General features: G+C 71.6%; 20 protein-coding genes and 1 pseudogene. 11 read left to right on the top strand and 10 right to left on the bottom strand.

Translation table 11 applies throughout. The features are described 5' to 3' along the window. Window positions 1–359 (top strand): annotated as a pseudogene (locus tag BBH68_RS11920) (IS982 family transposase); the annotation flags it as partial. 15 nt (window positions 360–374) lie between these two features. Here the strand turns inward: BBH68_RS11920 and BBH68_RS11925 are convergent. After that, window positions 375–1664, bottom strand: a complete 1290-nt coding sequence (locus tag BBH68_RS11925; protein WP_065961526.1) for a polysaccharide deacetylase family protein — start codon at window positions 1662–1664, stop codon at window positions 375–377. A gap of 352 nt (window positions 1665–2016) precedes the next feature. On the opposite strand from BBH68_RS11925, the gene BBH68_RS11930 reads away from it, so the two are divergent. From BBH68_RS11930 to BBH68_RS43060, 6 genes are all read left to right on the top strand, one after another. Continuing rightward, window positions 2017–4455: a bifunctional SulP family inorganic anion transporter/carbonic anhydrase gene (locus tag BBH68_RS11930; RefSeq protein ID WP_079150927.1), complete on the top strand. Its 2439-nt coding sequence runs from the start codon at window positions 2017–2019 to the stop codon at window positions 4453–4455. Window positions 4456–4557: 102 nt separating this feature from the next. After that, on the top strand, window positions 4558–6519 hold the full coding sequence (gene acs, locus BBH68_RS11935; RefSeq protein WP_065961609.1) for an acetate--CoA ligase: 1962 nt from the start codon (window positions 4558–4560) through the stop codon (window positions 6517–6519). A 191-nt stretch (window positions 6520–6710) separates the two neighbouring features. Next, window positions 6711–8102, top strand: a complete 1392-nt coding sequence (nhaA, locus tag BBH68_RS11940; protein WP_065961528.1) for a Na+/H+ antiporter NhaA — start codon at window positions 6711–6713, stop codon at window positions 8100–8102. A gap of 135 nt (window positions 8103–8237) precedes the next feature. Beyond that, a complete protein-coding gene (locus BBH68_RS11945) occupies window positions 8238–8699 on the top strand; it encodes a phage holin family protein (RefSeq protein WP_065961531.1) in 462 nt (153 codons plus the stop codon). Continuing rightward, complete coding sequence (locus BBH68_RS11950; protein WP_065961532.1) at window positions 8696–9622, top strand: alpha/beta fold hydrolase; 927 nt, start codon at window positions 8696–8698, stop codon at window positions 9620–9622. Before BBH68_RS11945 ends, BBH68_RS11950 begins: the two co-directional genes overlap by 4 nt. A gap of 131 nt (window positions 9623–9753) precedes the next feature. After that, window positions 9754–9960 (top strand): hypothetical protein, encoded by a 207-nt coding sequence (locus BBH68_RS43060; protein WP_076970949.1) that lies wholly within the window; start codon window positions 9754–9756, stop codon window positions 9958–9960. Window positions 9961–10029: 69 nt separating this feature from the next. Here BBH68_RS43060 and BBH68_RS11955 read toward each other — a convergent pair whose 3' ends face one another. The 3 genes from BBH68_RS11955 to nth are packed head-to-tail and all read right to left on the bottom strand — an operon-like array spanning window position 10030 to window position 12869. Continuing rightward, complete coding sequence (locus BBH68_RS11955; protein WP_065961534.1) at window positions 10030–11229, bottom strand: MarP family serine protease; 1200 nt, start codon at window positions 11227–11229, stop codon at window positions 10030–10032. Window positions 11230–11241: 12 nt separating this feature from the next. Further along, window positions 11242–11925 (bottom strand): NUDIX hydrolase, encoded by a 684-nt coding sequence (locus BBH68_RS11960; protein ID WP_076970948.1) that lies wholly within the window; start codon window positions 11923–11925, stop codon window positions 11242–11244. Beyond that, window positions 11922–12869 (bottom strand): endonuclease III, encoded by a 948-nt coding sequence (gene nth / locus BBH68_RS11965; RefSeq protein ID WP_245738020.1) that lies wholly within the window; start codon window positions 12867–12869, stop codon window positions 11922–11924. The genes BBH68_RS11960 and nth overlap by 4 nt, the downstream gene beginning before the upstream one ends. A gap of 303 nt (window positions 12870–13172) precedes the next feature. On the opposite strand from nth, the gene BBH68_RS11970 reads away from it, so the two are divergent. Further along, entirely contained in the window at window positions 13173–13847 is a 675-nt protein-coding gene (locus tag BBH68_RS11970; RefSeq protein ID WP_003981529.1) for a Crp/Fnr family transcriptional regulator, read from the top strand. Window positions 13848–14091: 244 nt separating this feature from the next. Here the strand turns inward: BBH68_RS11970 and BBH68_RS11975 are convergent, their stop codons facing one another. From BBH68_RS11975 to sp36, 5 genes are all read right to left on the bottom strand, one after another. Beyond that, window positions 14092–14922, bottom strand: coding sequence for an MBL fold metallo-hydrolase (locus tag BBH68_RS11975; protein WP_065961538.1), 831 nt, complete (start codon window positions 14920–14922; stop codon window positions 14092–14094). Then, window positions 14922–15812, bottom strand: a complete 891-nt coding sequence (locus tag BBH68_RS11980) for an NUDIX hydrolase (RefSeq protein ID WP_065961541.1) — start codon at window positions 15810–15812, stop codon at window positions 14922–14924. Before BBH68_RS11980 ends, BBH68_RS11975 begins: the two co-directional genes overlap by 1 nt. A gap of 173 nt (window positions 15813–15985) precedes the next feature. Next, entirely contained in the window at window positions 15986–17413 is a 1428-nt protein-coding gene (locus BBH68_RS11985; RefSeq protein ID WP_141712984.1) for an RICIN domain-containing protein, read from the bottom strand. A gap of 328 nt (window positions 17414–17741) precedes the next feature. Continuing rightward, on the bottom strand, window positions 17742–18206 hold the full coding sequence (locus BBH68_RS11990) for a RidA family protein (protein ID WP_065961547.1): 465 nt from the start codon (window positions 18204–18206) through the stop codon (window positions 17742–17744). After that, on the bottom strand, window positions 18203–18361 hold the full coding sequence (gene sp36 / locus BBH68_RS40650) for a Sp36 family protein (RefSeq protein WP_003967454.1): 159 nt from the start codon (window positions 18359–18361) through the stop codon (window positions 18203–18205). Before sp36 ends, BBH68_RS11990 begins: the two co-directional genes overlap by 4 nt. A gap of 72 nt (window positions 18362–18433) precedes the next feature. Between sp36 and bagA the strand changes: the two genes are divergently transcribed. Together bagA and bagB are read left to right on the top strand one after the other, a co-directional pair. Beyond that, complete coding sequence (bagA, locus tag BBH68_RS11995) at window positions 18434–19411, top strand: ATPase BagA (RefSeq protein WP_065961549.1); 978 nt, start codon at window positions 18434–18436, stop codon at window positions 19409–19411. A gap of 241 nt (window positions 19412–19652) precedes the next feature. Beyond that, complete coding sequence (gene bagB / locus BBH68_RS12000; protein WP_065961550.1) at window positions 19653–21053, top strand: ATPase BagB; 1401 nt, start codon at window positions 19653–19655, stop codon at window positions 21051–21053. A 128-nt stretch (window positions 21054–21181) separates the two neighbouring features. Here the strand turns inward: bagB and BBH68_RS12005 are convergent, their stop codons facing one another. Continuing rightward, window positions 21182–21517, bottom strand: a complete 336-nt coding sequence (locus tag BBH68_RS12005) for a WhiB family transcriptional regulator (protein ID WP_043487364.1) — start codon at window positions 21515–21517, stop codon at window positions 21182–21184. A 408-nt stretch (window positions 21518–21925) separates the two neighbouring features. Between BBH68_RS12005 and BBH68_RS12010 the strand changes: the two genes are divergently transcribed. After that, window positions 21926–24208, top strand: coding sequence for a transglycosylase domain-containing protein (locus tag BBH68_RS12010; protein ID WP_065961552.1), 2283 nt, complete (start codon window positions 21926–21928; stop codon window positions 24206–24208). Window positions 24209–24319: the final 111 nt, after the last annotated feature.

Genomic DNA, 24319 nt, shown 5'->3' on the forward strand with positions numbered 1-24319 from the left:
CGCTGCTGGAACGCGACCACCGCCTCGTCCGGGCCGGGCAGGTGATCCTGGCCGACAAGGGCTTCGCCGGGAAGGAGTTCGAGGCGTTCCTGACGGAACGGCTCGGTGTTCACCTGGTGCGGCCGGACCGCAAGGACGAGCCCGTCCGGCACGGGAAGATCGTCCGTGTCCGCCAGTGGATCGAGGCCGTCATCGACACCCTCAAGGGCCAGCTCAGCCTGGAACAGCACGGCGGCAGAACACCGGCCGGAGTCTTCGCCCGCACCGGACAACGACTCCTCGCTCTGGCAGCCGGCATCTGGCACAACTGGACCACCGGCGCCAAGATCAAACGATCCCTGATCGCCTACGACCACTAAGAACATCGGACTCATTCATCTAGCCGGCAGCGCCGAGTGTGTGGAGGCCGGCTCGGCGGCGAGGAAGTCCGCCCAGCCGCCCTTCGGCCGCTCTCCGACGTCCAGCTTGCGCAGTCGGCGCAGCACGCCGGGGTCCTGTGCGTCCAGCCAGTCGGCCAGCTGCTTGAAGGAGACGCAGCGCACTCCCTTGCGCGGGCAGATCTTCTTGATGGCGTCCTCGACGGCGCGCATGTACGTTCCGCCGTTCCAGGATTCGAAGTGGTTGCCGATGAACAGCGGTGCGCGATTGCCGTCGTACGCCCGGTCGAAGGCGGCGAGCAGGCCGTCGCGCATCTGCTTGCCCCAGGTGGCGTGCTTGGAGGAGTCGCCGTCGGTGGTGCCCGACTGGTTGGCGAGGAAGTTGTAGTCCATCGAGAGGGTCTCGTAGGACTTGCCGGGCACCGGGATCTCCTGCAGCGGGAAGTCCCAGATGCCGCGGATCTTCTTCGGCCAGACCTGGCGGCCGCCCACGGAGCTGGCGTCGTAGCGGAATCCCATCTTCTTGGCCGCCGCGATCAGGTTCTCCTGCCCCTCCAGACAGGGGGCGCGGCCGCCCACGAGCTCCTTGCCGTAGTCGAAGGGCAGCGGTTCGCCGTTCCGCAGGCCGGTGTTGGTCTTCCAGTGTCTGACGAACGACACGGCCTGCCGGGTCTCGTCGATCCACTCGCCGGGGCTCCAGGTGCCCACTCCGTCGTCCGGGCCGCAGAAGTGGCCGTTGAAGTGGGTGCCGATCTCGTTGCCCTCCCGCCAGGCGGCGGCGAGTTGCTCGACGGTGTCCTTGACGCCCTTGACGTCGTTGAAGCCGATGGACGAGGCGCCGCGCGAGTGCCTCGGCGGATCGTAGAGGTTCCGCTTCTCGGTGGGCAGCATATAGACGCCGCTGAGGAAGTACGTCATCGTCGCGCCGTACTTCTTGCCGACCGCGCGGAAGCGGGAGAAGAGCTTCTGGCCGTCCTGGCCCGCGCCGTCCCAGGAGAAGACGACGAACTGCGGTGGCTTCTCACCCGGTTTCAGCCGCCGGGGCCTGAGCTGTCCCGGCTGCGGCCCGGTGTCGGAGGTCGATCCGTCGCCGATGAGCCGGCCCCGCTTGCGGGCCTGCTCGCGGTGGCCGGCCGCCGGCCCGCCCTGGTGCGCGTCGCGGTTCGCCCGCGGCTGGCCGGGGCTCCCTGAGCGTCCCGAGTCCTCGGAGTTCCCCGTGCAGTTGGCCACCGCGGCCAGGGCGGCCATCACGGCGAACCATGCAGTGACGTTTCTTCTGGCCACCATGCCGCCACCTCGTCTCTCGTGCCGTTCCGCTCCCGGGAACTCGGGTCGAGAGCCAAGCTCGCATGAAATGAGGAAGAGACAGAGGATGACAAGCCATTTCAAATGACTATTCACCCGTTAGATGGAACATAGATCCGGTTCGCCCGAAAAGACTTCCTGCGGCCTTTACTCGGCATTACGATTCATTTACCAACGCTTGGGAGTCGGTGCCGGGGTTGGAACCTTGGAAGCCAGACCCGCCTGGAAGCCAGACCTGCTTGGAAGTCAGACCTGCTTGGCAGCCGGACCGCAGTACGCCGTGACCCACGGCCGTGTGCTCACACACGGCCGCGAAGCCCCGGAGGAGACGGGAATGTCGCAGCTCTTGAACCGGATCGGCGGGCCCTCCTGCCGTCGGGACCTTTCCGCCTCGATCGTCCTCTTCCTCATCGCGATCCCGCTCTCCCTCGGCATCGCGCTGGCCACGGGCGCCCCGCTGCAGGCCGGGCTGGTCTCCGCCGCCGTGGGTGGGCTCGTGGCCGGGCTGTTGGGGGGTGCCCCTCTCCAGGTCAGCGGGGGCGCGACCGGGCTGGTCGTGGTCACCGCCGAGCTGGTGCAGCGCTACGGCTGGCGTGCCACCTGCGCGATCACCGTGCTCGCCGGCGTGACCCAAGTCGCCCTCGGAGCCATGCGGGTGGCGCGGGCGGCGCTCGCGATCAGTCCGGCCATCGTCCACGGGATGCTCGCGGGCATCGGTGTGGTCATCGCCATCGGCCAACTGCATGTGGTGCTCGGCGAAAGCCCCGACAGCTCCGTCATCGACAACATCGCCGCCCTGCCCGAGGAATTGAGACATCCGCACCCGGCCGCCCTGCTGGTGGGCGCGATCACGGTCGGGGTGCTCACGCTGTGGCCACGGCTGCCCGGGAAGGCCGGGCGGGCCGCGCGGGCCGTCCCGGCGGCGCTGGTCGCCGTCGCGGCGGCCACCGCGGTGAGCGCGGGCATGTCCCTGCCGCGCGTCGACCTGCCCTCCTGGAAGTCCCCGGCGCTGCCCGGGATCCCGGAGGGTCCGGTCCTGGGAGTGGTCGCCGCCGTGGTGACGGTCACTCTGGTCGCGAGCATGGAATCGCTGCTGTCCGCCGTCGCCGTCGACCGGCTGCGCACCGCGGAGTCCGGCCCGCGGACGGACGGACGGGGAGCGGCGCGGACGGACGGACGGGGAGCGACGCCGGAGAGGCGACCCGTCAGGCTGGACCGCGAGCTGGCCGGGCAGGGCGCGGCGAATGTGGTCTCCGGGCTGCTGGGCGGGCTGCCGATCGCGGGAGGTGCCATGCGCGGCTCGGCGAACGTCCGGGCCGGTGCGGTGACCCGCCGGTCGACGATGCTGCACGGCGTATGGGTGGCGCTGTGCGCGGGGCTGCTCGCCGGGGTGCTGGAGCTCATTCCGCTCGCCGCGCTCGCCGCGCTGGTCATGGTCGTCGGGGTGAAGATGGTGAGCTTCGCCCACATCAAGAACGTGCAGCGGAACCGGGAGTTCCCGGTGTACGCGGCCACCCTGGGCGGCGTCGTCCTGCTGGGCGTGTTGCAGGGGGTGGCGGTCGGGATCGCGGTCGCGGCCCTGACCGCGCTGCGCCGGCTGACCCACACCCGAATCACCGTGGCCGAGGAGGCCGGGCTGCACCGGGTGCGGGTGAGCGGGCAGCTGACGTTCCTGGCGGTGCCCCGGCTCAGCCGGGCCCTGGCCCAGCTGCCGGCCGGGTCGAGCGTGGTGGTGGAGTTGGGCGGCTGGTTCATGGACCACGCCGCGTACGACGCGCTGCAGTCCTGGGCCGAAGGGCACCGGGCGCGCGGCGGCTGGGTCAGGCTCGGCGGCCGGTCGGGGCGGCCGATCGCCGAGCCGGCCAGTGCCCACGCCTGTCGCCCGTGGACGCCCTGGCGCAACCACCACTGCACCCGCCCCGCCCCGGCGGCCGTGCGGGACGGCGGGGGGCAGCTGCTCGGCGGGGTGAGCGCCTTCCAGCGGCACACCGCGCCACTGGTGCGGGAGGAGCTGGCGCGGCTCGCGCGTGAGGGGCAGCGGCCGACCCAGCTCTTCTTGACCTGCGCCGACTCCCGCCTGGTGACCAGCATGATCACCTCCAGCGGGCCCGGCGACCTGTTCACCGTGCGCAATGTGGGCAATCTGGTGCCCCCGCCGGGCTCCGACGCCTCCTGCGACTCGGTCGGCGCGGCGCTCGAATACGCGGTGGAGGTGCTGGAGGTCGGCAGCATCACGGTGTGCGGACACTCCGGCTGCGGGGCGATGCAGGCGCTGCTCGGCTCGGCGGTGCCCGCGCCGGCCGGTGGACCGAAGCCGCCCGTGGCCCAGACGCCGCTCGCGCGGTGGCTGCGCCATGGCCGCCCGAGCCTGGCCAGGATGGAGCGGATCGGACGCCTGGGGCGTGGCGAGGTGGCGCTGGGCGACAGGCCGGTGGCGGATGAGCTGGAGCGGCTGGCGTTGGTCAATGTGGTGCAGCAGCTCGACCATCTGATGGCCCACGGCTGTGTGGCCCGCCGGGTGGCGGAGGGCGGTCTGGTGCTGCAGGGGATGTACTTCCATGTGGGGGAGGCTCAGGCGTATGTGCTGGAGGCGGGGGGATCGGGCAGGTTCTCGGCCGTGCGGCCGGACCACGGGGCGGCGGCCGCCGCCGGTGCGGGCGGCCCGGCGGTGGGGAGCGGGGGCGTCACGGCTCCGGTGGGTTCCGGTGGCGCGGCCGGCGCGGGCGGCGGTTCCCTGCCGGGGTGGCCCGGATCCCTGGACCTCATGCGATAACAGGTCTAAACCAATTTTTGCCAATCACCCTTGTCAGGGTGCACCGCGGGCTGATGAGCTATGGCCTGGGACACAACGGTCACCCTGGGAATGGGAGATGTCGTGAGCAACGAAAGCCTGGCCAACCTTCTTCGGGAGGAGCGCCGTTTCGCTCCCCCCGCCGACCTGGCCGCGAACGCCAATGTCACCGCGGAGGCGTACGAGCGGGCGAAGGCTGACCGCCTGGGCTTCTGGGCCGAGCAGGCCCGTCGGCTGACCTGGGCCGCCGAACCGAGCGAGACGCTGGACTGGTCGAACCCGCCGTTCGCGAAGTGGTTCGCCGACGGCAAACTCAACGTGGCGTACAACTGCGTCGACCGCCATGTGGAGAACGGGCTGGGCGACCGGGTGGCCATCCACTTCGAGGGCGAGCCCGGGGACACCCGCTCCCTCACCTACGCCGAGTTGCAGCGCGAGGTCTCCCGGGCGGCGAACGCCCTGGTCGAACTCGGGGTCCGGACGGGTGACCGGGTCGCCATCTACATGCCGATGATCCCGGAGACCGTGATCGCGATGCTGGCCTGTGCCCGCATCGGCGCCCCGCACTCCGTGGTCTTCGGCGGCTTCTCGGCCGATGCCCTGGCCACCCGCATCGAGGACGCCGACGCCCGGGTCGTGATCACCGCCGACGGCGGCTACCGCCGGGGCAAGCCGTCCGCGCTCAAGCCCGCCGTGGACGAGGCCCTGACCCGCCCCGGCACCGACAAGGTGCGCCATGTGCTCGTGGTCCGCCGCACCGGCCAGGAGGTCGCCTGGGCCGAGGGCCGCGACGTGTGGTGGCACGAGCTGGTGGACCGCCAGCCCGATCAGCACACCCCCGAGGCGTTCGACGCCGAGCACCCGCTCTTCATCCTCTACACCTCCGGCACGACCGGTAAGCCGAAGGGCATCCTGCACACCACCGGCGGCTACCTCACCCAGATCGCCTACACCCACCAGGCCGTCTTCGACCTCAAGCCGGAGTCGGACGTGTACTGGTGCACGGCGGACGTCGGCTGGGTCACCGGCCACTCGTACATCGTCTACGGGCCGCTGGCCAACGGGGCGACCGAGGTGCTCTACGAGGGCACTCCGGACACCCCGCACCAGGGCCGCTGGTGGGAGATCGTCCAGAAGTACGGCGTCACGATCCTCTACACCGCCCCGACCGCGATCCGCGCCTGCATGAAGTGGGGCGACGACATCCCGGCCAAGTTCGACCTGTCCTCGCTGCGCGTCCTGGGCTCGGTCGGCGAGCCGATCAACCCCGAGGCATGGATCTGGTACCGCAAGCACATCGGCGCGGACCGGACGCCCGTGGTCGACACCTGGTGGCAGACCGAGACCGGCGGGATCATGATCAGCCCGCTGCCGGGTGTCACCGAGACCAAGCCCGGTTCGGCCCAGGTCCCGCTCCCCGGCATCTCCGCCACCGTCGTCGACGACGACGCCAACGAGGTCCCGAACGGCTCCGGCGGCTACCTCGTCCTCACCGAGCCCTGGCCCTCCATGCTCCGCACCATCTGGGGCGACGACCAGCGCTACCTGGACACCTACTGGTCCCGCTTCGAAGGCCGCTACTTCGCGGGCGACGGCGCCAAGAAGGACGACGACGGCGACATCTGGCTGCTCGGCCGGGTCGACGACGTGATGCTGGTCTCCGGCCACAACATCTCCACGACCGAGGTCGAGTCGGCGCTCGTCTCGCACCCCAAGGTCGCCGAAGCCGCCGTCGTGGGGGCCACCGACCCTCAGACCACCCAGGCCATCTGCGCCTTCGTGATCCTCCGAGGCGGCGCGGCGGAGGATGACGGCCTGGTCGAGGAGTTGCGCGCACATGTGGCCAAGCAGCTCGGCCCGATCGCCAAGCCCAAGCGGATCCTGCCGGTGGCCGAGCTGCCCAAGACCCGCTCCGGCAAGATCATGCGGCGGCTGCTGCGCGATGTCGCCGAGAACCGTGCGCTCGGCGATGTCACCACCCTGACCGACTCCTCCGTCATGGAGCTCATCCAGAGCAAGCTGCCGACCGCGGCCAGCGAGGACTGACCTGGTCAAAGCGGGCGTAGGGGCCTGCGGAAGCGGAGGGCGCCCCGGCCGGGCCGGGCGCCCTCCGCGCATTCCGGTTAGGGTGGGAGGCCTCGCGTGAAGAGCAGCACAAGCACGAGATCTCGAGGGCGCGCCGGGAAGTCTGGTCGGCACACACCACACGTGTATCCGATGCCAGGAGGCTCTCACCCGTGGCCGCGCCCCTCCGCCGCAAGTTCCTCGGCCGTCTGACCCTGCCCGAGCGGACCTTCGTCACCGACGCTCTGCGCACCGAAACCGTCGGCGGGGTGATCCTGCTGGTCGCCGCCGTCGCCGCGCTGATCCTCGCGAACACCCCGCTCAGCGGCCTCTACCAGGACGTCAGGGACTTCTCCTTCGGCCCCGACTCGCTGCATCTGCGGCTCTCGGTCGCCTCCTGGGCCGCGGACGGCCTGCTCACCGTCTTCTTCTTCGTGGCCGGCATCGAGCTCAAGCGCGAGCTGGTCGCGGGCGAGCTGCGCGACCCCCGGGCGGCCGCCCTCCCCGTCGTGGCCGCGATATGCGGCATGGTCATGCCCGCGCTCGTCTTTGTGACCGTGGGTGCGGCCGGCGGCGGCAACCTCCGGGGCTGGGCGGTGCCGACCGCCACCGACATCGCCTTCGCCCTGGCCGTGCTCGCCGTCCTCGGCACCGCGCTGCCCGCCGCCCTGCGCGCGTTCCTGCTCACCCTCGCGGTGGTCGACGACCTCGGCGCGATCCTGATCATCGCGATCTTCTACACCACCCACATCAACCTCGTCGCCCTCGGCCTCTCCTTCGCCGGTCTCGCCGTCTTCTGGACCCTGCACCACAAGGGCGTCCGCGGCTGGTACGTCTATGTGCCGCTCGCCGTCGTCATCTGGGCGCTGATGCACGCCAGCGGGGTGCACTCCACGGTCGCGGGCGTCGCCATGGGCCTGATGCTGCGCTGCACCGTGCGCGAGGGCGAGGAGTGCTCCCCCGCCGAGCGGGTCGAGCACCGGGTGCGCCCCCTGTCGGCCGGTCTCGCCGTCCCGCTGTTCGCCCTCTTCGCCGCCGGGGTCCCGGTCTCCGGCGGCGCCCTCGGGCAGGTCTTCACCCGCCCCGAGACCCTCGGCGTCGTCCTCGGCCTGGTCGTGGGCAAGACCGTCGGCGTCTTCGGCGGCTCCTGGCTCGCCGCCCGCTTCACCAAGGCCGAGCTCAACGAGGACCTGGCCTGGGCGGATGTGTTCGCGGTCGCCTCGCTCGCCGGGATCGGTTTCACCGTCTCCCTGCTCATCGGCGAGCTGGCCTTCCCCGGCGACCCTCGGCTCGCCGCCGAGGTGAAGGCGGCCGTCCTCATCGGCTCGCTGCTCGCCGCGGTCGTGTCGGGCGTCCTGCTGAAGGTGCGCGACCGCAGGTACCGGAAGCTGTGCGAGGAGGAGGAGCGGGACGAGGACCAGGACGGCATCCCCGACGTGTACGAACTGGACAGCCCGGAATACCACCTGCGGATGGCCGCCATCCACGAGGCCAAGGCCGCCGAGCACCGCCGACTTGCCGAAGTGGCTGCCGCGGCCGAGTCCGGTGACGATGGTCCGGCATGATCTGAGAGGCTTGACGATCGCGGAAGAGCGCAGAAGACGTAGAAGGCACATCAGAACGCGGCAGACGCGTATGGCGTGCGGGACGCGTCGGACCCGCGGGACGCCCAAGACGTGCGAGAGCAGAGGGAGATGGCGATGAGCGCAGCCGATGACGACGGCAACCGCAGCCTCGGCCAGCTGGTGGCCACGGCGACCACCGAACTGTCGGCGCTGGTGCACGACGAGATCGCGCTGGCCAAGGCCGAGTTCCGGGACAGCGCCCGGCGCACCCTGCTCGGCAGCGGCGCGGCCGTCTCGGCCGGGGTGCTGGTCCTGTTCTCGCTGCCGGTGCTGAGCTTCGCCCTCGCCTACGGCCTGCGCGCCTGGACCGGCCTCGGCCTCGCGTGGTGCTTCCTGATCGTGGGCGGCATCTACTGGCTGGTCGCCGCGCTCCTCGGCGGTCTGGCGCTCGCCAAGTTCAAGAAGGTCAAGGCGCCGAAGAAGTCCATGGCCTCGGCCAAGGAGACGGCGGCCGTACTGGGGAGCGTCAAGCCACACCCGCGCGCCGCGTCCAATGGCGGCCGCCCGGCACGGGATGTGACACGCTCGTCGGCATGACGGCCCCTGACACCTCCGCCTCGGTCGTACGCCTCGACGGGCCCTGGACCCACCGGGACGTCGCGGCCAACGGCGCGCGCTTCCACATCGCCGAGCTGGGTGACGGCCCGCTGGTCCTGCTGCTGCACGGCTTCCCCCAGTTCTGGTGGGCCTGGCGGTACCAGCTGACCGCGCTGGCCGACGCCGGCTTCCGGGCGGTGGCGATGGATCTGCGCGGGGTGGGCGGCAGCGACCGTACGCCCCGGGGGTACGACCCGGCCAACCTCGCCCTCGACATCACCGGGGTGGTCCGCTCCCTCGGCGAGCCCGACGCCGCGCTCGTGGGCCATGACCTGGGCGGCTACCTCGCGTGGACGGCCGCGGTGATGCGCCCGAAGCTGGTCCGGCGGCTCGCGGTGGCCTCGATGCCGCATCCGCGGCGCTGGCGCTCGGCCATGCTCAAGGACGTCAAGCAGAGCGCGGCGAGCTCCCACGTATGGGGCTTCCAGCGGCCCTGGCTGCCCGAGCGGCAGCTGACCGCGGACGACGCGGCGCTGGTGGGCCGGCTGATCCGGGACTGGTCGGGGCCGCGGCTGCCCGACGACGAGGCCGTGGAGACCTACCGGCGGGCGATGATGATCCCGTCGACGGCCCACTGCTCGATCGAGCCGTACCGCTGGATGGTGCGGTCGCTGGCGCGGCCGGACGGTTTCCAGTTCAACCGGCGGATGCGCCGGCCGGTGCGGGTGCCCACCCTGCATCTGCACGGGTCGCTCGACCCGGTGATGCGCACGCGCAGCGCGGCGGGGTCCGGGGAGTATGTGGAGGCGCCCTACCGCTGGCGGCTCTTCGACGGCCTCGGACACTTCCCGCACGAGGAGGACCCGGTCGCCTTCTCCACCGAGCTGATCAACTGGCTCAAGGACCCCGAGCCCGACCGCTGAGCCTACGGCGGCCCCGCCCGGGCACCCCTGGCCGAACAGGTGTTTCCCGAACGGCTACTTGCCTGGAGCATAGGCCAATTGCCGCAGCCAGAGGCGATTACGGACCATGGGTGCCGGGCACACACCCAGGTATGGGCTGGACGCACGACTACCGTGACGCACCAAGCGACCGCGGCTCCGAAGCCGCCGCTGCTGCCAATGCCGCGCTGAGCGTTTCCGAGCGGGGCGGTCCCGGGCCTTCCGCAGGTCATGACCCCGATATGGGGATCCCCCGCATCATCCGCCGCAGGGCCCGCTGGGTCTCGGCCCGGCTGCGCCATCCACGCGGCCGGCAGTAGGGACGCTCCTACACCGCCAGAAGGGCACGCTCCTCAGGGCACGCCTCTGTCCTGCGAGCACACCCTGTCCTACAGAGCACACCCCTGCGTGTCCACCGGTGCGTGGGCCGTGCGCCCCTGCTGGGCGTCCTGGCGCACCTCGTCCGCGGTCAGCGCGTATCCGGTGTGCGCGTCGTCGAGGGACTTGGCGAAGACCACGCCGTACACCCGGCCCTCCGGGGTGAGCAGCGGGCCGCCGGAGTTTCCCTGCCGCACCGTGGCGTACAGCGAGTAGACGTCGCGGTGCACGGTGCCGCGCTGGTAGATGTCCGGGCCCTCGGCCTCGATACGGCCGCGGACCCGGGCCGCGCGCACATCGAACGCGCCGTTCTCCGGGAATCCGGCGACGATCGCGCTGTCGCCGCTGCGCGCGTCGCCCTCGGCGAACTTCAGCACGGGCGCGTTCAGCGAGGGCACGTCCAGGACGGCGACGTCGCGCTTCCAGTCGTAGAGCACGACCTTCGCGTCGTAGCGCCGGCCCTCGCCGCCTATCTGTACGGTCGGGTCGTCGACCCCGCCGACGACGTGGGCGTTGGTCATCACGCGGTGCCGTGCGAAGACGAACCCGGATCCCTCCAGGACCTTCCCGCAGCTGGGGGCGGTGCCGACCACCTTCACGATGCTCTGCTTGGCCTCGGTCGCCACCGGGCTCCGGGCGAGCGCCGGGTCGGGGGCCGGTACGGAGGTGATCGGCTCGTTGGCGAAGGGCGAGAAGACCTGCGGGAAGCCGTTCTGCGCCAGCACCGTGCGGAAGTCGGAGAACCACCTGTTCGCCTCTTCCGGGACCACCCGGGAGACCCCGAGCAGCACCTTGGAGTCCCGGACCTCCTTGCCCACCGTGGGCAGCGAGGAGCTGGCCAGGTTGTAGCCGATCAGCCAGGCGACCAGCAGCATCGCGATCACGTTGACCAGCGCGCCGCCGGTCGCGTCCAGGGCGCGCGCGGGTGACCAGGTGATGTGCCGGCGCAGCTTGTTGCCCAGGTGGGTGGTGGCGGCCTGGCCGATCGAGGCGAACACGATCACCAGGACGACCGCCGTGATCGCGCCGAGGGTGCCCGGGGACGCCCGCTCGGTGGCGCCGTCCCAGATGACGGGCAGCAGGTAGAGCGCGGCGAGGCCACCGCCGATGAAGCCGACCACCGACAGCACACCGACGACGAAGCCCTGGCGGTAACCGACGATCGCGAACCACACGGCGGCGAGCAGCAGCAGGATGTCCAGCACGTTCACCCGGACACCGTCTCATGCACGCCAGTCGAGCGGGACTCGCTTGTCACGGTTCCATGGTCTTTCCCAGCCCGCGTAGTGCAGGATCCGGTCGATCACTCCGGCCGTGAATCCCCAGACCAGAGCGCCTTCGACCAGGAACGAGGGTCCGGTGTGGCCGCTCGGGTGGACGGAGGTCGCCCGATGTGCCGGATTCGTGAGATCCGCCACGGGCACGGTGAAGACCCGGGCCGTCTCGGCGGGGTCGACGGGCCGGATCGGGGATGGCTCCCGCCACCAGCCGAGCACGGGGGTCACCACGAAGCCGCTCACCGGGATGTAGAGCCGCGGCAGCACGGCGAACACCTGCACCCCGGCCGGATCCAGGCCCGTCTCCTCCTCGGCCTCGCGCAGCGCCGCGCGCACCGGGCCCGCACCGTCCGGATCGCCGTCCTCCGGGTCGAGGGCGCCGCCGGGGAAGGAGGGCTGGCCGGCGTGGGAGCGCAGCGAGCCGGCCCGCTCCAGGAGCAACAGCTCGGGCCCGCGCTCACCCTCCCCGAAGAGCACCAGCACGGCGGAGGGACGGCCGCCCCGCGACGGCGGCAGAAACCGGCTGAGCTGCCGGGGCTCCATCGTCTCGGCGGCGCGGGCCACGGGCGTCAGCCACTCGGGCAGCCCTTCACTGGTCACGGCCACGCCGCCGCCGTACGTGCTCGTCACTCGCCGACCCCCGCGGGAGAGGTCGCGTCAGCGGGAGCGGTGACCTCAGCGGCAGAGGTCGCCTCAGCGGCAGCGGTGGCCCCCAGGGGGGCGGCGGGCCGGCCCGGATAGTCGGCCGGCGGCCGCAGCCGCTGCCCCGGCTGCCCGCCCAGCTCGTACTTCAGCAGCTTCTTCGCCTTGTCCGGATCCGTCTCGCCCTCCCCGTACGACGGGCACAGCGGGGCGATCGGGCAGGCGCCGCAGGCGGGCTTGCGGGCATGGCAGACGCGGCGGCCGTGGAAGATGATGCGGTGGGAGAGCATCGTCCACTCGCTCTTGGGGAAGAGCGCGGCGATCTGTGCCTCCACCTTCTCCGGGTCCTCCTCGCCGGTCCACTTCCAGCGCCGCACCAGCCGCCCGAAGTGGGTGTCCACGGTCAGGCCCGGCACCCCGAACGCGTTTCCCAACACCACATTGGCCGTCTTGCGCCCGACGCCCGGGAGCGTCACCAGGTCCTCGAGGCGGCCCGGCACCTCGCCGCCGAAGCGGTCCCGCAGCGCGGCGGACAGCCCCAGCAGGGACTTGGCCTTGGCCCGGAAGAAGCCCGTCGGACGGATCAGCTGCTCCAGGGCCTCCGGGTCGGCGGCGGCCATGTCCTCGGGCGTCGGATAGGCGGCGAACAGGGCGGGGGTGGTCTGGTTGACCCGCAGGTCGGTGGTCTGGGCCGACAGGACCGTGGCGACCAGGAGCTGGAAGGAGTTCTCGAAGTCCAGCTCGGGGTGGGCGTACGGATACACCTCGGCGAGCTCGCGGTTGATCCGGCGGGCCCGGCGGACGAGCGCGAGCCGGGATTCGGGGCGGGCGGGGCGGGCGGCGGCCTTGCGCGACGCTCCGGCGGAGCCGGCGGCCTTGCGCGGCGAGGCGGCGCCTGCGTCCTTGGCACCGGCGGCTTTCGACCGCTTCATGGTTTTGTGCGGATTTGCCGTTTCCGTCGGCTCATCCGATCCTTGTTCGCCCACAGCGGAATTCCGAGCTGCGCTCACCCGTCCGGCCCCCTTGCCCCGTGCTCTCACCGGCCTATTGGACACCCAGCCAGCCTAAGCCCCGGCACTGACATACGCTCCGGCCATCGGAAAGAGCCGCCCAATCGGACCCCTGCCGTACAGTGCCGCAGGCAGGTGCGTCAAACTTGTGATTGATCGCACTGTTTTACCGTCCGGCATCATGGGGACGACGGTCCCCTGTGCATGTCGACAAGGAGAGATCTCGTGGACGACGTTCTGCGGCGCGCCCCGCTCTTCGCGGCGCTCGATGACGAGCAGGCCGCTGAGCTGCGCGCCTCCATGGGAGAGGTCACCCTCGCGCGCGGTGACGCCCTCTTCCACGAAGGGGACCCCGGCGACCGGCTGTACGTGGTCACCGAGGGCAAGGTGAAGCTCCACCGCACCTCTCCCGACGGCCGCGAGAACATGCTGGCCGTGCTCGGACCCGGCGAGCTGATCGGTGAGCTGTCGCTCTTCGACCCAGGCCCGCGTACCGCCACCGCCACCGCCCTCACCGAGGTCAAGCTCCTCGGCCTCGGCCACGGCGATCTGCAGCCGTGGCTGAACGCCCGGCCCGAGGTCGCCACGGCGCTGCTGCGCGCGGTCGCCCGGCGCCTGCGCAAGACCAACGACCAGATGTCCGACCTGGTCTTCTCCGACGTCCCCGGACGCGTCGCCCGCGCCCTGCTCGACCTGTCGCGCCGCTTCGGCGTGCAGTCGGAGGAGGGCATCCACGTCGTCCACGACCTCACCCAGGAGGAGCTGGCCCAGCTGGTCGGCGCCTCCCGCGAGACGGTCAACAAGGCGCTCGCCGACTTCGCGGGCCGCGGCTGGCTGCGGCTGGAGGCGCGCGCGGTGATCCTGCTGGACGTCGAGCGGCTGGCCAAGCGGTCCCGCTGACCGGAAGCACCCGAGGGAAGGGCCCCCGCCGGATGTCCGGCGGGGGCCCTTCCCGTACGAGGCGGGCCGGGCAGTACGAGCCGGGTAGTACGGGATCAGGTACGAGGCGAGGTAGTACGGGATCAGGTACGGGGCGAGGCAGTACGGGATGAGGTACGGGGCGGGGCAGTACGGGATCAGGTACGGGGCGGGGCAGTACGGGATCAGGTACGGGGCCGGGTGATGGGAGCGAGGGAGTACGGCCTCAGATCAGCCCGTGCTCGCTCAGGTAGTCCAGCTGGGCGCGGACCGACAGCTCGGCCGCCGGCCACAGGGTCCGGTCCACGTCCGCGTACACATGCGCCACGACCTCCGAGGGCGTGCGGTAGCCGTTCTCCACGGCCGTCTCCACCTGCGCCAGCCGGTTGGCCCGGTGGGCGAGGTAGTACTCCACCGCGCCGCGCGCGTCGTTCAGCACCGGCCCGTGCCCCGGCAGCACGGTGTCCACCCCGTCGTCCACCGCGAGCGAGCGCAGCCGCCGCAGCGAGTCCAGATAGTCGCCGAGCCGCCCGTCCGGGTGCGCCACCACCGTCGTACCGCGCCCCAGCACCGTGTCCCCGGTGAGCACCGCCGCGTCGGCCGGGAGGTGGAAGCACAGCGAGTCGGCCGTGTGTCCTGGCGTGGGCACCACGCGCAGCTCAAGACCGCCGGTGGTTATGACGTCGCCCGCCCCCAGCCCCTCGTCCCCCAGCCGCAGCGCCGGGTCCAGGGCCCGCACCCGGGTCCGCGTCAGCTCGGCGAAGCGCGCCGCGCCCTCGGCGTGGTCCGGGTGGCCGTGGGTGAGCAGCGTCAGCGCGACCCGCTTGCCCGCCCGCTCCGCCGTGGCGACGACCTCCTTGAGGTGGGCGTCGTCGAGCGGGCCGGGGTCGATGACGACGGCCAGGTCGGAGCCCGGCTCGGAGACGATCCACGTGTTGGTGCCGTCGAGCGTCATGGGGGAGGGGTTCGGCGCGAGGACGCACACCGCCCGGTCGGTGGCCGGGCCGCCGACGGCGCCCCCTCGGGGCTGGCCGGGCAGGGCCGCTGCGTACGTCATCAGGTCGCTCCCCCTGTAGGGCCGCCGGTCGGAATGTGCTTGGTGAACTCGTCGTGCCCCGGCCAGCTCAGCACCACCCGGCCGTTCTCCAGCCGCGCCCGCGCCAGTACGGGCGCCAGGTCCCGGCCCGGGGCCGCCGCCAGCGCCTCGGCGACCGTGCCGTACGGCGCCAGCTCGCGCAGCGTCGCGATGGTCGGCGGCATCATCAGCAGCTCGCCCCGGTCGTAGCCGGCGGCCGCCTCGGCGGGCCGGATCCAGACCGTGTGGTCCGCCTCCGTCGAGGCATTACGGGTGCGCTGGCCGCGCGGCAGGGCGGCCACGAAGAACCAGGTGTCGTAGCGGCGCGGCTCGAACTCCGGGGTGATCCAGCGCGCCCAGCCCCCGAGCAGGTCCGAGCGCAGCACCAGCCCGCGGCGGTCCAGGAAGTCGGCGAAGGACAGCTCCCGGGCGACCAGGGCGGCCCGGTCCGCCTCCCACTCCTCGCCCGTCGTGTCCGCGACGACCGTGTGCGGCGTCGGGCCCGCGAGCAGCACGCCCGCCTCCTCGAAGGTCTCCCGGACCGCCGCGCACACGATGGCCTGGGCCACCGTCCCGTCGTCCGCCGCGAGGCCCAGCCGCGCCGCCCACTCCCGGCGCGAGGGCCCGGCCCAGGCCACGCCGCGCTCGTCGCGCGGGTCCACCGAGCCGCCGGGGTACGCGTACGCCCCGCCGGCGAAGGCCATGGACGTCCGTCTGCGCAGCATGTGCACGACGGGGCCCCCGGCGCCGTCGCGCAGCAGCAGCACGGTGGCCGCCCGGCGCGGGGTCACCGGCGTGAGTTCGCCGGTCGCCAGCTGCCGGATGCGTTCGGGCCACTCGGGCGGATACCACTGGCCATTCGTAGTGGACATGGCCGGATGCTATGCGCTGACGCGCGGATGTTCGAGAGCCCTGGGCGCGGCGCGCCGCAGCGAGCTGCGGGCGCGCGGCGAGTGCTTGGCGTCTCTGGCGGCCGGCGCGCGGCGAGTGCTCGACATCTCGGGTGGCGGGTACGCGGCGGCTCGCGCGGTGGGTACGCGGCGGCTCAGGCGGCGGTGAAGCGGAACGCCTGGTCCGCCGCGCCGGTGCAGGTGGCCTGGACCGCCTCGGCGCCTTCCGTACGGGGCGGCATGATCCCGACGCACAGGCCGCTGTGGAGCGGGCGCAGCCGGAACCCGCCGTGGGACGCCTCCAGCCGGAACTTCATGTTGTCGGCGTCCGAGCAGGACCGCGGGGAGATCAGGGTGCCCGGCTCCGCCGAGCCACCGTCGACGGCCAGGCAGCCGGTGCCCTTGTCCGGGTCGGGGTGGTACCACTCGATGCGGTAGACGCCTCCGCCGAGCGCGTCCAGGGAGACCCGGGGCAGCGGGGCGTCGGCGCACGGGCTCTGGACGGCGATCTCCCGGTCGGTGCGGCCGTTGCGCTCGCGCCCCTCGGTCAGGCACAGACCGGACGCCGAGACGGGCCGGATCCGCGTCGGGCCCGCGGCCGGCAGGCGGGGCTTGTCGGCCGGCTCGGGGGCGGTCGTGGTGGCCGTCGGCTCGCGCTCGGGCGGCGAGGAGGCGGTGCGCGTCGGGGAGGCCGGCTGGGTGTCGTCGGCGTCGACGACGGACTTCCCGCTCTTCGAGGGCGAGGCGGAACCCGTGGACGGCCCGGCGCCTGAGGGCTCCCCGGCGGACGGGCCGGTGCTGGTCCGGGAGCGGCCGTCGGGGAGGGCGCCGTCGTCGGATCCGGAGTGCGGCCAGTAGGTCAGCAGCAGGACGCCGACAGCCGCGGCCGCGGCGACCACGAGCGGGGGCAGATACCGGCGGCGCCACGACGAGCCGGTCCCGCCCTTCCCGCCTTCCCCGGATGCCGAACCGGAGGCCCCGATGGAGGCCCCGCCAGAGGCGGTCGTATCGGCCGGACGGCTGATTTCGTGGCTCCGCTCGTCCGGGTCGGCCGGGGCGGCCCCCTCGGGAAGCGGGGCGGCCTCGGCGGGCCGGGGCTCGGCGTCCAAGGCGGCTCCGGAAGAGACCGGGAGGCCGGAAGCCGCAGAACCGCGGGCCGCAGCACCGGAGGCTTCAGAGCCGGAGGCCGCAGCGCCGGAAGCCGGGGCGGCGTCCGGGGCGGGGTCGGGCGTCGGGGCCGACGTGAGCGCGGGATCCGCCTCGGACATGGTGGCGGCGGAAACGGCAGTGGGAGGGGAAGCGGAAGCGGCGATGGACAGGTGCCGGCGGGCGGCCAGCCATACGGCCACGGTCTCCGCGTCCCCGCCACACGCCCGTACGAACGCGGTCAGGAGCTGTTCCCTGGGCAGGTCGTCCCGGCTGAGCGCGCCCGCGATGGTGGCGCGGGGCAGCACGTCCCCCGCGGCCTCCGCGTTCCGCTCCAGCTGGCGGTAGCTCAGGTCGGCCCAGATGCGCAATTGCCGCATCGCCGCGACGAATTCCGCCACAGTGCGCGCCGCCTTCGGGTCAGGCCCCGTATCCACGACCCCTCCTCCGCCTTCGGACTGTCCAAGCAGCCTAATGCGAACGCGAGTTGACCAGGCCATGTCTGCGGCTGTGTTCACGGTGGATCGCTCTCCTCGTCTCCGGGCGGCCCCGAGGAGAGCCTTTTCGGCGGCCGTACCGTCCGGCAAGGGCTGCCGGTGTCCCGGACAGTCCGAGATCGTCCGGCCTGGTCCACGGCCGGCGTCGGAGGAGAGCGTCAGTGGCCGGCGGGGTGACTCATGCCCCCGCCCCGACCACCACAGCGGGTCAGGCCGCGGGACAGTCCACGGATCGGCCCGCGGGTCAGTCCACGGATCGGTCCGTGACTCAGTCCACGACCTCGACCTGGATCTCGACCTCGACCGGCGCGTCCAGCGGCAGCACCGCCACGCCCACCGCGCTGCGGGCGTGCACCCCCGCCTCGCCCAGCGCCTGGCCCAGCAGCTCGCTCGCGCCGTTGACCACGCCCGGCTGCCCGGTGAAGTCCGGCGCCGAGGCGACGAAGCCCACGACCTTCACGACCCGTACGACCTTGTCCAGGTCACCGATGGCCGACTTGACCGCGGCCAGGGCGTTCAGCGCGCAGGTGCGCGCCAGCTCCTTGGCCTCCTCCGGGGTCACCTCGGCGCCGACCTTGCCGGTCACGCCGAGCTTGCCCTCGACCAGCGGCAGCTGGCCCGAGGTGAAGACGTAGGAGCCGGAGCGGACCGCGGGAACGTACGAGGCCAGCGGCGCCGCGACCTCCGGCAGGCTCAGGCCCAGCTCGGCGAGGGTCGCCTCTACCGCGCTCACGCCTTCTCCCGCTTCAGGTAGGCCACCAGCTGCTCCGGGTTGTTCGGCCCGGGCACGACCTGGACGAGCTCCCAGCCGTCCTCGCCCCAGGTGTCCAGAATCTGCTTCGTGGCGTGTACGAGCAGCGGCACGGTCGCGTATTCCCACTTGGTCATAGGGCCGACTGTAATGCCTGTCCGCCGGGCCCTGGTGCGTAGCCCGGACGACGACTGGTTAGGCTCCCCAGTGTGAGCAGGCTCCATGTCGTCAGTGGCAAGGGCGGAACCGGCAAGACCACGGTCGCCGCGGCACTCGCGCTGGCCCTCGCGACCGACGGCAGGCGAACCCTGCTGGTCGAGGTCGAAGGCCGCCAGGGCATCGCACAGCTCTTCGAAACCGGGGCACTGCCCTACGAGGAGCGGAAGATCGCCAGTGCGCCGGGGGGCGGTGAGGTGCACGCGCTCGCCATCGACCCCGAGTTCGCGCTCCTCGACTACCTCCACATGTTCTACAAGATGGGCTCGGCCGGACGGGCGCTGAAGAAGCTCGGCGCGATCGACTTCGCGACCACGATCGCCCCGGGGCTGCGCGACGTACTGCTGACCGGCAAGGCGTGCGAGGCGGTGCGGCGCAAGGGCAAGGACGGCCGCTTCGTCTACGACTTCGTCGTGATGGACGCCCCGCCGACCGGCCGGATCACCCGCTTCCTGAACGTCAACCACGAGGTTGCGGGGCTCGCCCGGACCGGCCCGATACACAATCAGGCGCAGGCCGTGATGCGCGTGCTGAAGTCCCCCGAGACGGCGGTCCACATGGTCACGCTGCTGGAGGAGATGCCGGTCCAGGAGACCGCGGACGGTATCGGGGAGCTGCGCGCCGACGGCCTGCCGACCGGCGCGGTCATCGTCAACATGGTGCGGCCCGCGATCCTCGACCACGCCGCCGTGGAGGCCGCCGCCCAGGGTCAGCGCGCCGCCGTGGCCAAGGCCCTGTCCCAGGCGGGACTGGGCGGCGCGCGGCGCGGCGGGCTCGCCGAGCGCCTGGTCGACCCGCTGCTGGAGCAGGCCCGTGAGCACGCCGAGCGGGTCGCCCTGGAGCGGGCGCAGCGGGCCGAGCTGACGGGGCTGGGGCTCCCCCTGTACGAGCTGGAGCTTCTCACCGACGGCGTGGACCTGGCCGGCCTGTACCGGCTCGCGGCGGACCTGCGCAAGCAGTGGCCGATGTGAGCCGCCCAGCTCGCGCCCCGGGCCGCGTCGGCGTCGGTGGCGGCCCGGGGACGACACGCGCCACGAGCGACATAAGCGGCACTATCAGCGCAATCAGCACCATCGGCGTAATCAGCACGGACAGCACGGACAGCACGGACAGCATCAACCCCAGGAGCTGTACGAGCAGGGCGAGCCGCGGGAGCGGCGACAACTGCGCGAGTGCACGAGCGAGCGGTACGAGCCGTACGCAGGAGGCGGCATGAGCATGGACATGGCACCGCGGCTGGACACCGACGCGCTGCTGGCCGACCCCGAGACCCGCATCGTGGTGTGCTGCGGCTCCGGCGGCGTCGGCAAGACCACGACGGCCGCAGCCCTCGGCGTACGAGCCGCGGAGCGGGGCCGCAAGGCCGTCGTCCTCACCATCGACCCGGCCCGCCGGCTCGCCCAGTCCATGGGCATCGACGCGCTGGACAACGTGCCGCGCCGGGTCGAGGGCATCGACGGCTCGGCGGGCGGCGAGCTGCACGCCATGATGCTCGACATGAAGCGGACGTTCGACGAGTTCGTCGAGGCGCACGCCGACCCCGAGCGCGCCCGCGCCATCCTGGCGAACCCCTTCTACCAATCACTTTCGGCCGGTTTCGCGGGCACGCAGGAATACATGGCCATGGAGAAGCTCGGCCAGCTGCGCGCCCGCGACGAATGGGATCTGATCATCGTCGACACGCCGCCGAGCCGGTCGGCGCTGGACTTCCTGGACGCGCCGAAGCGCCTCGGCTCCTTCCTCGACGGGAAGTTCATCAAGGTCCTGATGGCCCCGGCGAAGGTCGGGGGCAGGGCCGGGATGAAGTTCCTGAACGTGGGCGTGTCGATGATGACGGGCACGGTCAGCAAGGTCCTGGGCGGGCAGCTGATGCGCGATGTGCAGACCTTCGCCGCCGCCATGGACACGATGTTCGGCGGCTTCCGCACGCGCGCGGAGGCCACCTACCGGCTGCTTCAGGCGCCCGGCACGGCCTTCCTGGTGGTGGCGGCCCCGGAGCGGGACGCCCTGCGCGAAGCGGCGTACTTCGTGGAGCGGCTGGCCGCGGACCGGATGCCGCTGGCCGGGCTGGTGCTGAACCGGGTGCACGGGAGCGGGGCCGCGCAGCTCTCGGCGGAGCGGGCGCTGGCGGCCGCGGAGACGCTGTCGCTGGGGCTGGCCGAGGCATCGGTGGCGCCCACCGCCGACGACCCGGAAAACGACGACCCGGAAAACGACGGTCCGGGGAATGACGACCCGGAAAGCGACGGGCCGGAAAATCTTGTCGAGGGCGGCATTGTCGACCCGGGTTCAGGGAATGCTCAAGGGCAGAACGCCTCAGCGGCGGACGACCCCCCGGCAGCAGACGCTCCATCTGATCCCGACGGCTCCCCCACGTCGGCAGAGCGGCTCGCCGTGGACCTGCTTCGGCTGCACGCGGAGCGCATGCAGGTGCTCGCCCGCGAGCAGCGCACCCACCACCGCTTCACGACGCTGCATCCCGAAGTGCCCGTGGCGGAAGTCGCCGCGCTCCCTGGCGACGTGCATGACCTCTCGGGGCTGCGAGCGATCGGCGAGCGCCTCGCCGAGCAGACGGAACAGCAGCAGGCCACGCCCACGCCCGCGGTCGGCTAGCGCCCGCGTACGGGTTCTCGTACGGGCCCGCGCAGGGGTCCCGTACGGCCCTGGCCCGCCGTACCTACGCTGTCGTACACGCCGTCGCACCCACGCCGTCGTGCAGCCGCCGTCGCGCCAGTCGCGCGCTAGCCGACCGCGGCGAAGCGCTCGTACTCCTCGTCGTCGAGCGGCAGGATGCCCGCGCCGCGCTCGTACTCGAGGCGCGCGGTCTCCAGCAGCCGGCGCCATGAGGTGACCGTGGGACGGCGGCGCAGCAGCGCCCTCCGCTCACGCTCGGTCATTCCACCCCACACGCCGAACTCGACGCGGTTGTCCAGCGCGTCGGCAAGGCACTCGGTGCGCACCGGGCAACCGGTGCAGACCGCTTTGGCCCTGTTCTGTGCCGCGCCTTGGACAAACAGTTCATCTGGATCAGTCGTGCGGCAGGCGGCCTGCGCACTCCAGTCGGTTACCCAGCCCATGCTGGCGCCGTCCTCTCCCGATTCGGAGCTCCCCCACGGCGACAAACGGCATATTCACCGTCGCCAGTTGAGGACGTTACGGAAGGCGGACAGGGTGCAACACCCCCTGCGGGCCCAATCTTGGATGGCCCGAACGGACTATGGGTACGCGGCAGATCACCCAACGGAGTGAGCTGACGACATCTGCGACTTCCCGCGCAAATAGGGGCAGTTCACCCACTCCAGAAGCCGCATGACGGGACACAAGATCGCAAATGGGGCAGGTCTCATCACTCACTCGAGTGAGAGGGGGATGGTGCTCGACATGAGGCTCGACATGGTGCTCGACCGCACCGGAGTGACTGGCGTGAAACAGCGTATGCGAACAGGTGGTCCCCTGTCCGGCGATTCGACACGTAGGCTGCCTCCATGGGTAACAAGCGTTCGGGCGGAGGCCTGTCCTCCGCTCAACAGGCCGCGAAGTTCCTCGGCGTCAGCGTGCTCGCCGGAGCCGTGCTGGCCGGGCTCGCGCTGCCCGCCGTCGGCGCGATCGGACTCGCGGCCAAGGGGACCGTCGAGCAGTTCGACGAGATTCCGGCCAATCTGAAGAGGCCGCCGCTCAGCGAGCGGACCACCATCCTGGACGCCAATGGCGGCGAGATCGCGAAGGTCTACTCCCGCGACCGCACCATCGTGAAGCTCAAGGACATCTCCCCGTACATGCGCAAGGCGATCGTCGCGATCGAGGACGCGCGCTTCTACGAGCACGGGGCGATCGACCTCAAGGGCGTGCTGCGCGCGCTCAACGAGAACGCCCAGGACGGCGGCGTGTCCCAGGGCGCCTCCACCCTCACCCAGCAGTACGTGAAGAACGTCTTCGTGGAGGAGGCGGGCAACAACGAGAAGGCGGTCGCCAAGGCCCAGAAGCAGTCCATAGGCCGCAAGATCAAGGAGCTGAAGTACGCGATCCAGGTCGAGAAGGAGCTGGGCAAGAAGCTGATCCTGCAGAACTACCTGAACATCACCTTCTTCGGCCAGCAGGCCTACGGCATCGAGGCCGCCTCTCAGCGCTACTTCAGCAAGCACGCCAAGGATCTGAAGCTGGAGGAGGCGGCCCTGCTGGCCGGCCTCGTCCAGTCGCCCAGCCGCTACGACCCGGTCAACGCCCCGCAGGTGGCCAAGGCCCGCCGCGACACCGTGCTGCAGCGCATGGCCGAGGTGAAGGACATCACCCAGGCCCAGGCCGACGCGGCGAAGAAGAAGCCCCTCGGGCTCAAGGTCAGCTCGCCCAAGAACGGCTGCATCACGGCCGTCGACGGCGCCGGGTTCTTCTGCGACTACGTCCGCGCGGTCTTCCTCAACGACCCGGTCTTCGGCAAGACGCGCGAAGAGCGCTCCCAGCGCTGGGACCGGGGCGGCATGACGATCCGTACGACGCTTGACCCCAAGGCCCAGAAGTCGGTCCAGAACTCGATCAAGTCCCACGTCTACCAGGACGACCCGGTCGCCACCGCCGTCACCCTCGTCGAGCCCGGCACCGGCAAGGTGGTGGCCATGGGCCAGTCGAAGCCGTACGGCTTCGGGACCAACGAGCTGACGATCAACCTGTCCGCGGACAAGGCCATGGGCGGCTCCAACTACGGCTTCCAGGTCGGCTCGACGTTCAAGCCGATCACCGCCGCGGCCGCCCTCGAGCAGGGCAAGAAGCCGTACCAGCGCTACTCGTCCCCGTACAAGATGGACTACCCGAGCCCGGTCTCCACCTGCAACGGCTCCTGGTCCAACAGCGAGGGCTCGACCGTCGAGAACGAGGACATCACCGAAAAGGGCCCGTACGGCATGAAGGAGGCGCTCGCCAAGTCGATCAACACCTACTTCGTGCAGCTCATCAGCGACATAGGCGTCTGCCCCGTCACCGAGCTGGCCGCCAAGATGGGCATGCAGCGCGCGGACGGCCAGAAGCTCAACCAGGTGCCTTCGCTGACCCTCGGCAGCGAGGGCTTCTCCCCGCTGACGATGGCGGGCGCATACGCGACCTTCGCCAACCGCGGTGTCTACTGCACCCCGGTCTTCATCGAGTCGATCACCGGCCCGGGCGGCAAGGACCTGGAGGTCCCCAAGTCCTCGTGCACCCGCGCCATGTCGGAGAAGACCGCCGACACCATGAACACCCTGCTGCGCGGCGTGGTCGAGGACGGCACCGGCAAGAAGGCGGGCCTGGACAACCGCCCGAGCGCCGGTAAGACCGGTACGACGGACGAGCGCAAGGCCGCCTGGTTCGTCGGCTACACCCCGAACCTCGCCGGCGCGGTGTGGGTCGGCGGCTCCGGCTCCAAGGGCGTCGAGATGGAGAACATCCGGATCGGCGGCGTCTTCCACGACAAGGTCTACGGCGCCGACACCCCCGGCCCCATCTGGAGGGACGCCATGAGCGGCGCCCTGGAGGGCAAGCCGGCGGAGGACTTCGTCAATGTGCCGATCAAGGACCCCAGCGCGAAGAAGCCCGGCCGCGACGACAACGGCAACGGCGACAAGCCGAGCGGTGACAACGGCGGGAGCAACGGCGGCGCGGACGACCCGTGGCCGGACATCACCATCCCGCCGGACGTGATCGGCGGGGACGACGGCTTGGTCGGCGGCAACCGAGGCGGAAACGGAAACGGCGGGCACGGAAACGGGAACGGAAACAGCAACGGCTGGAACTTCCCGTAGCGCCTGACCGAGGCCGAGGAGCGGCGCCGGAAGGCGGAACCCCTCCGACGGGAAGCGGAACCGAAGAAGAACGGAAGCGGGCCCGGACGACACCGTCCGGGCCCGCTTCCT

It is taken from the genome of Streptomyces sparsogenes (assembly GCF_001704635.1).
Taxonomy (GTDB): domain Bacteria; phylum Actinomycetota; class Actinomycetes; order Streptomycetales; family Streptomycetaceae; genus Streptomyces; species Streptomyces sparsogenes.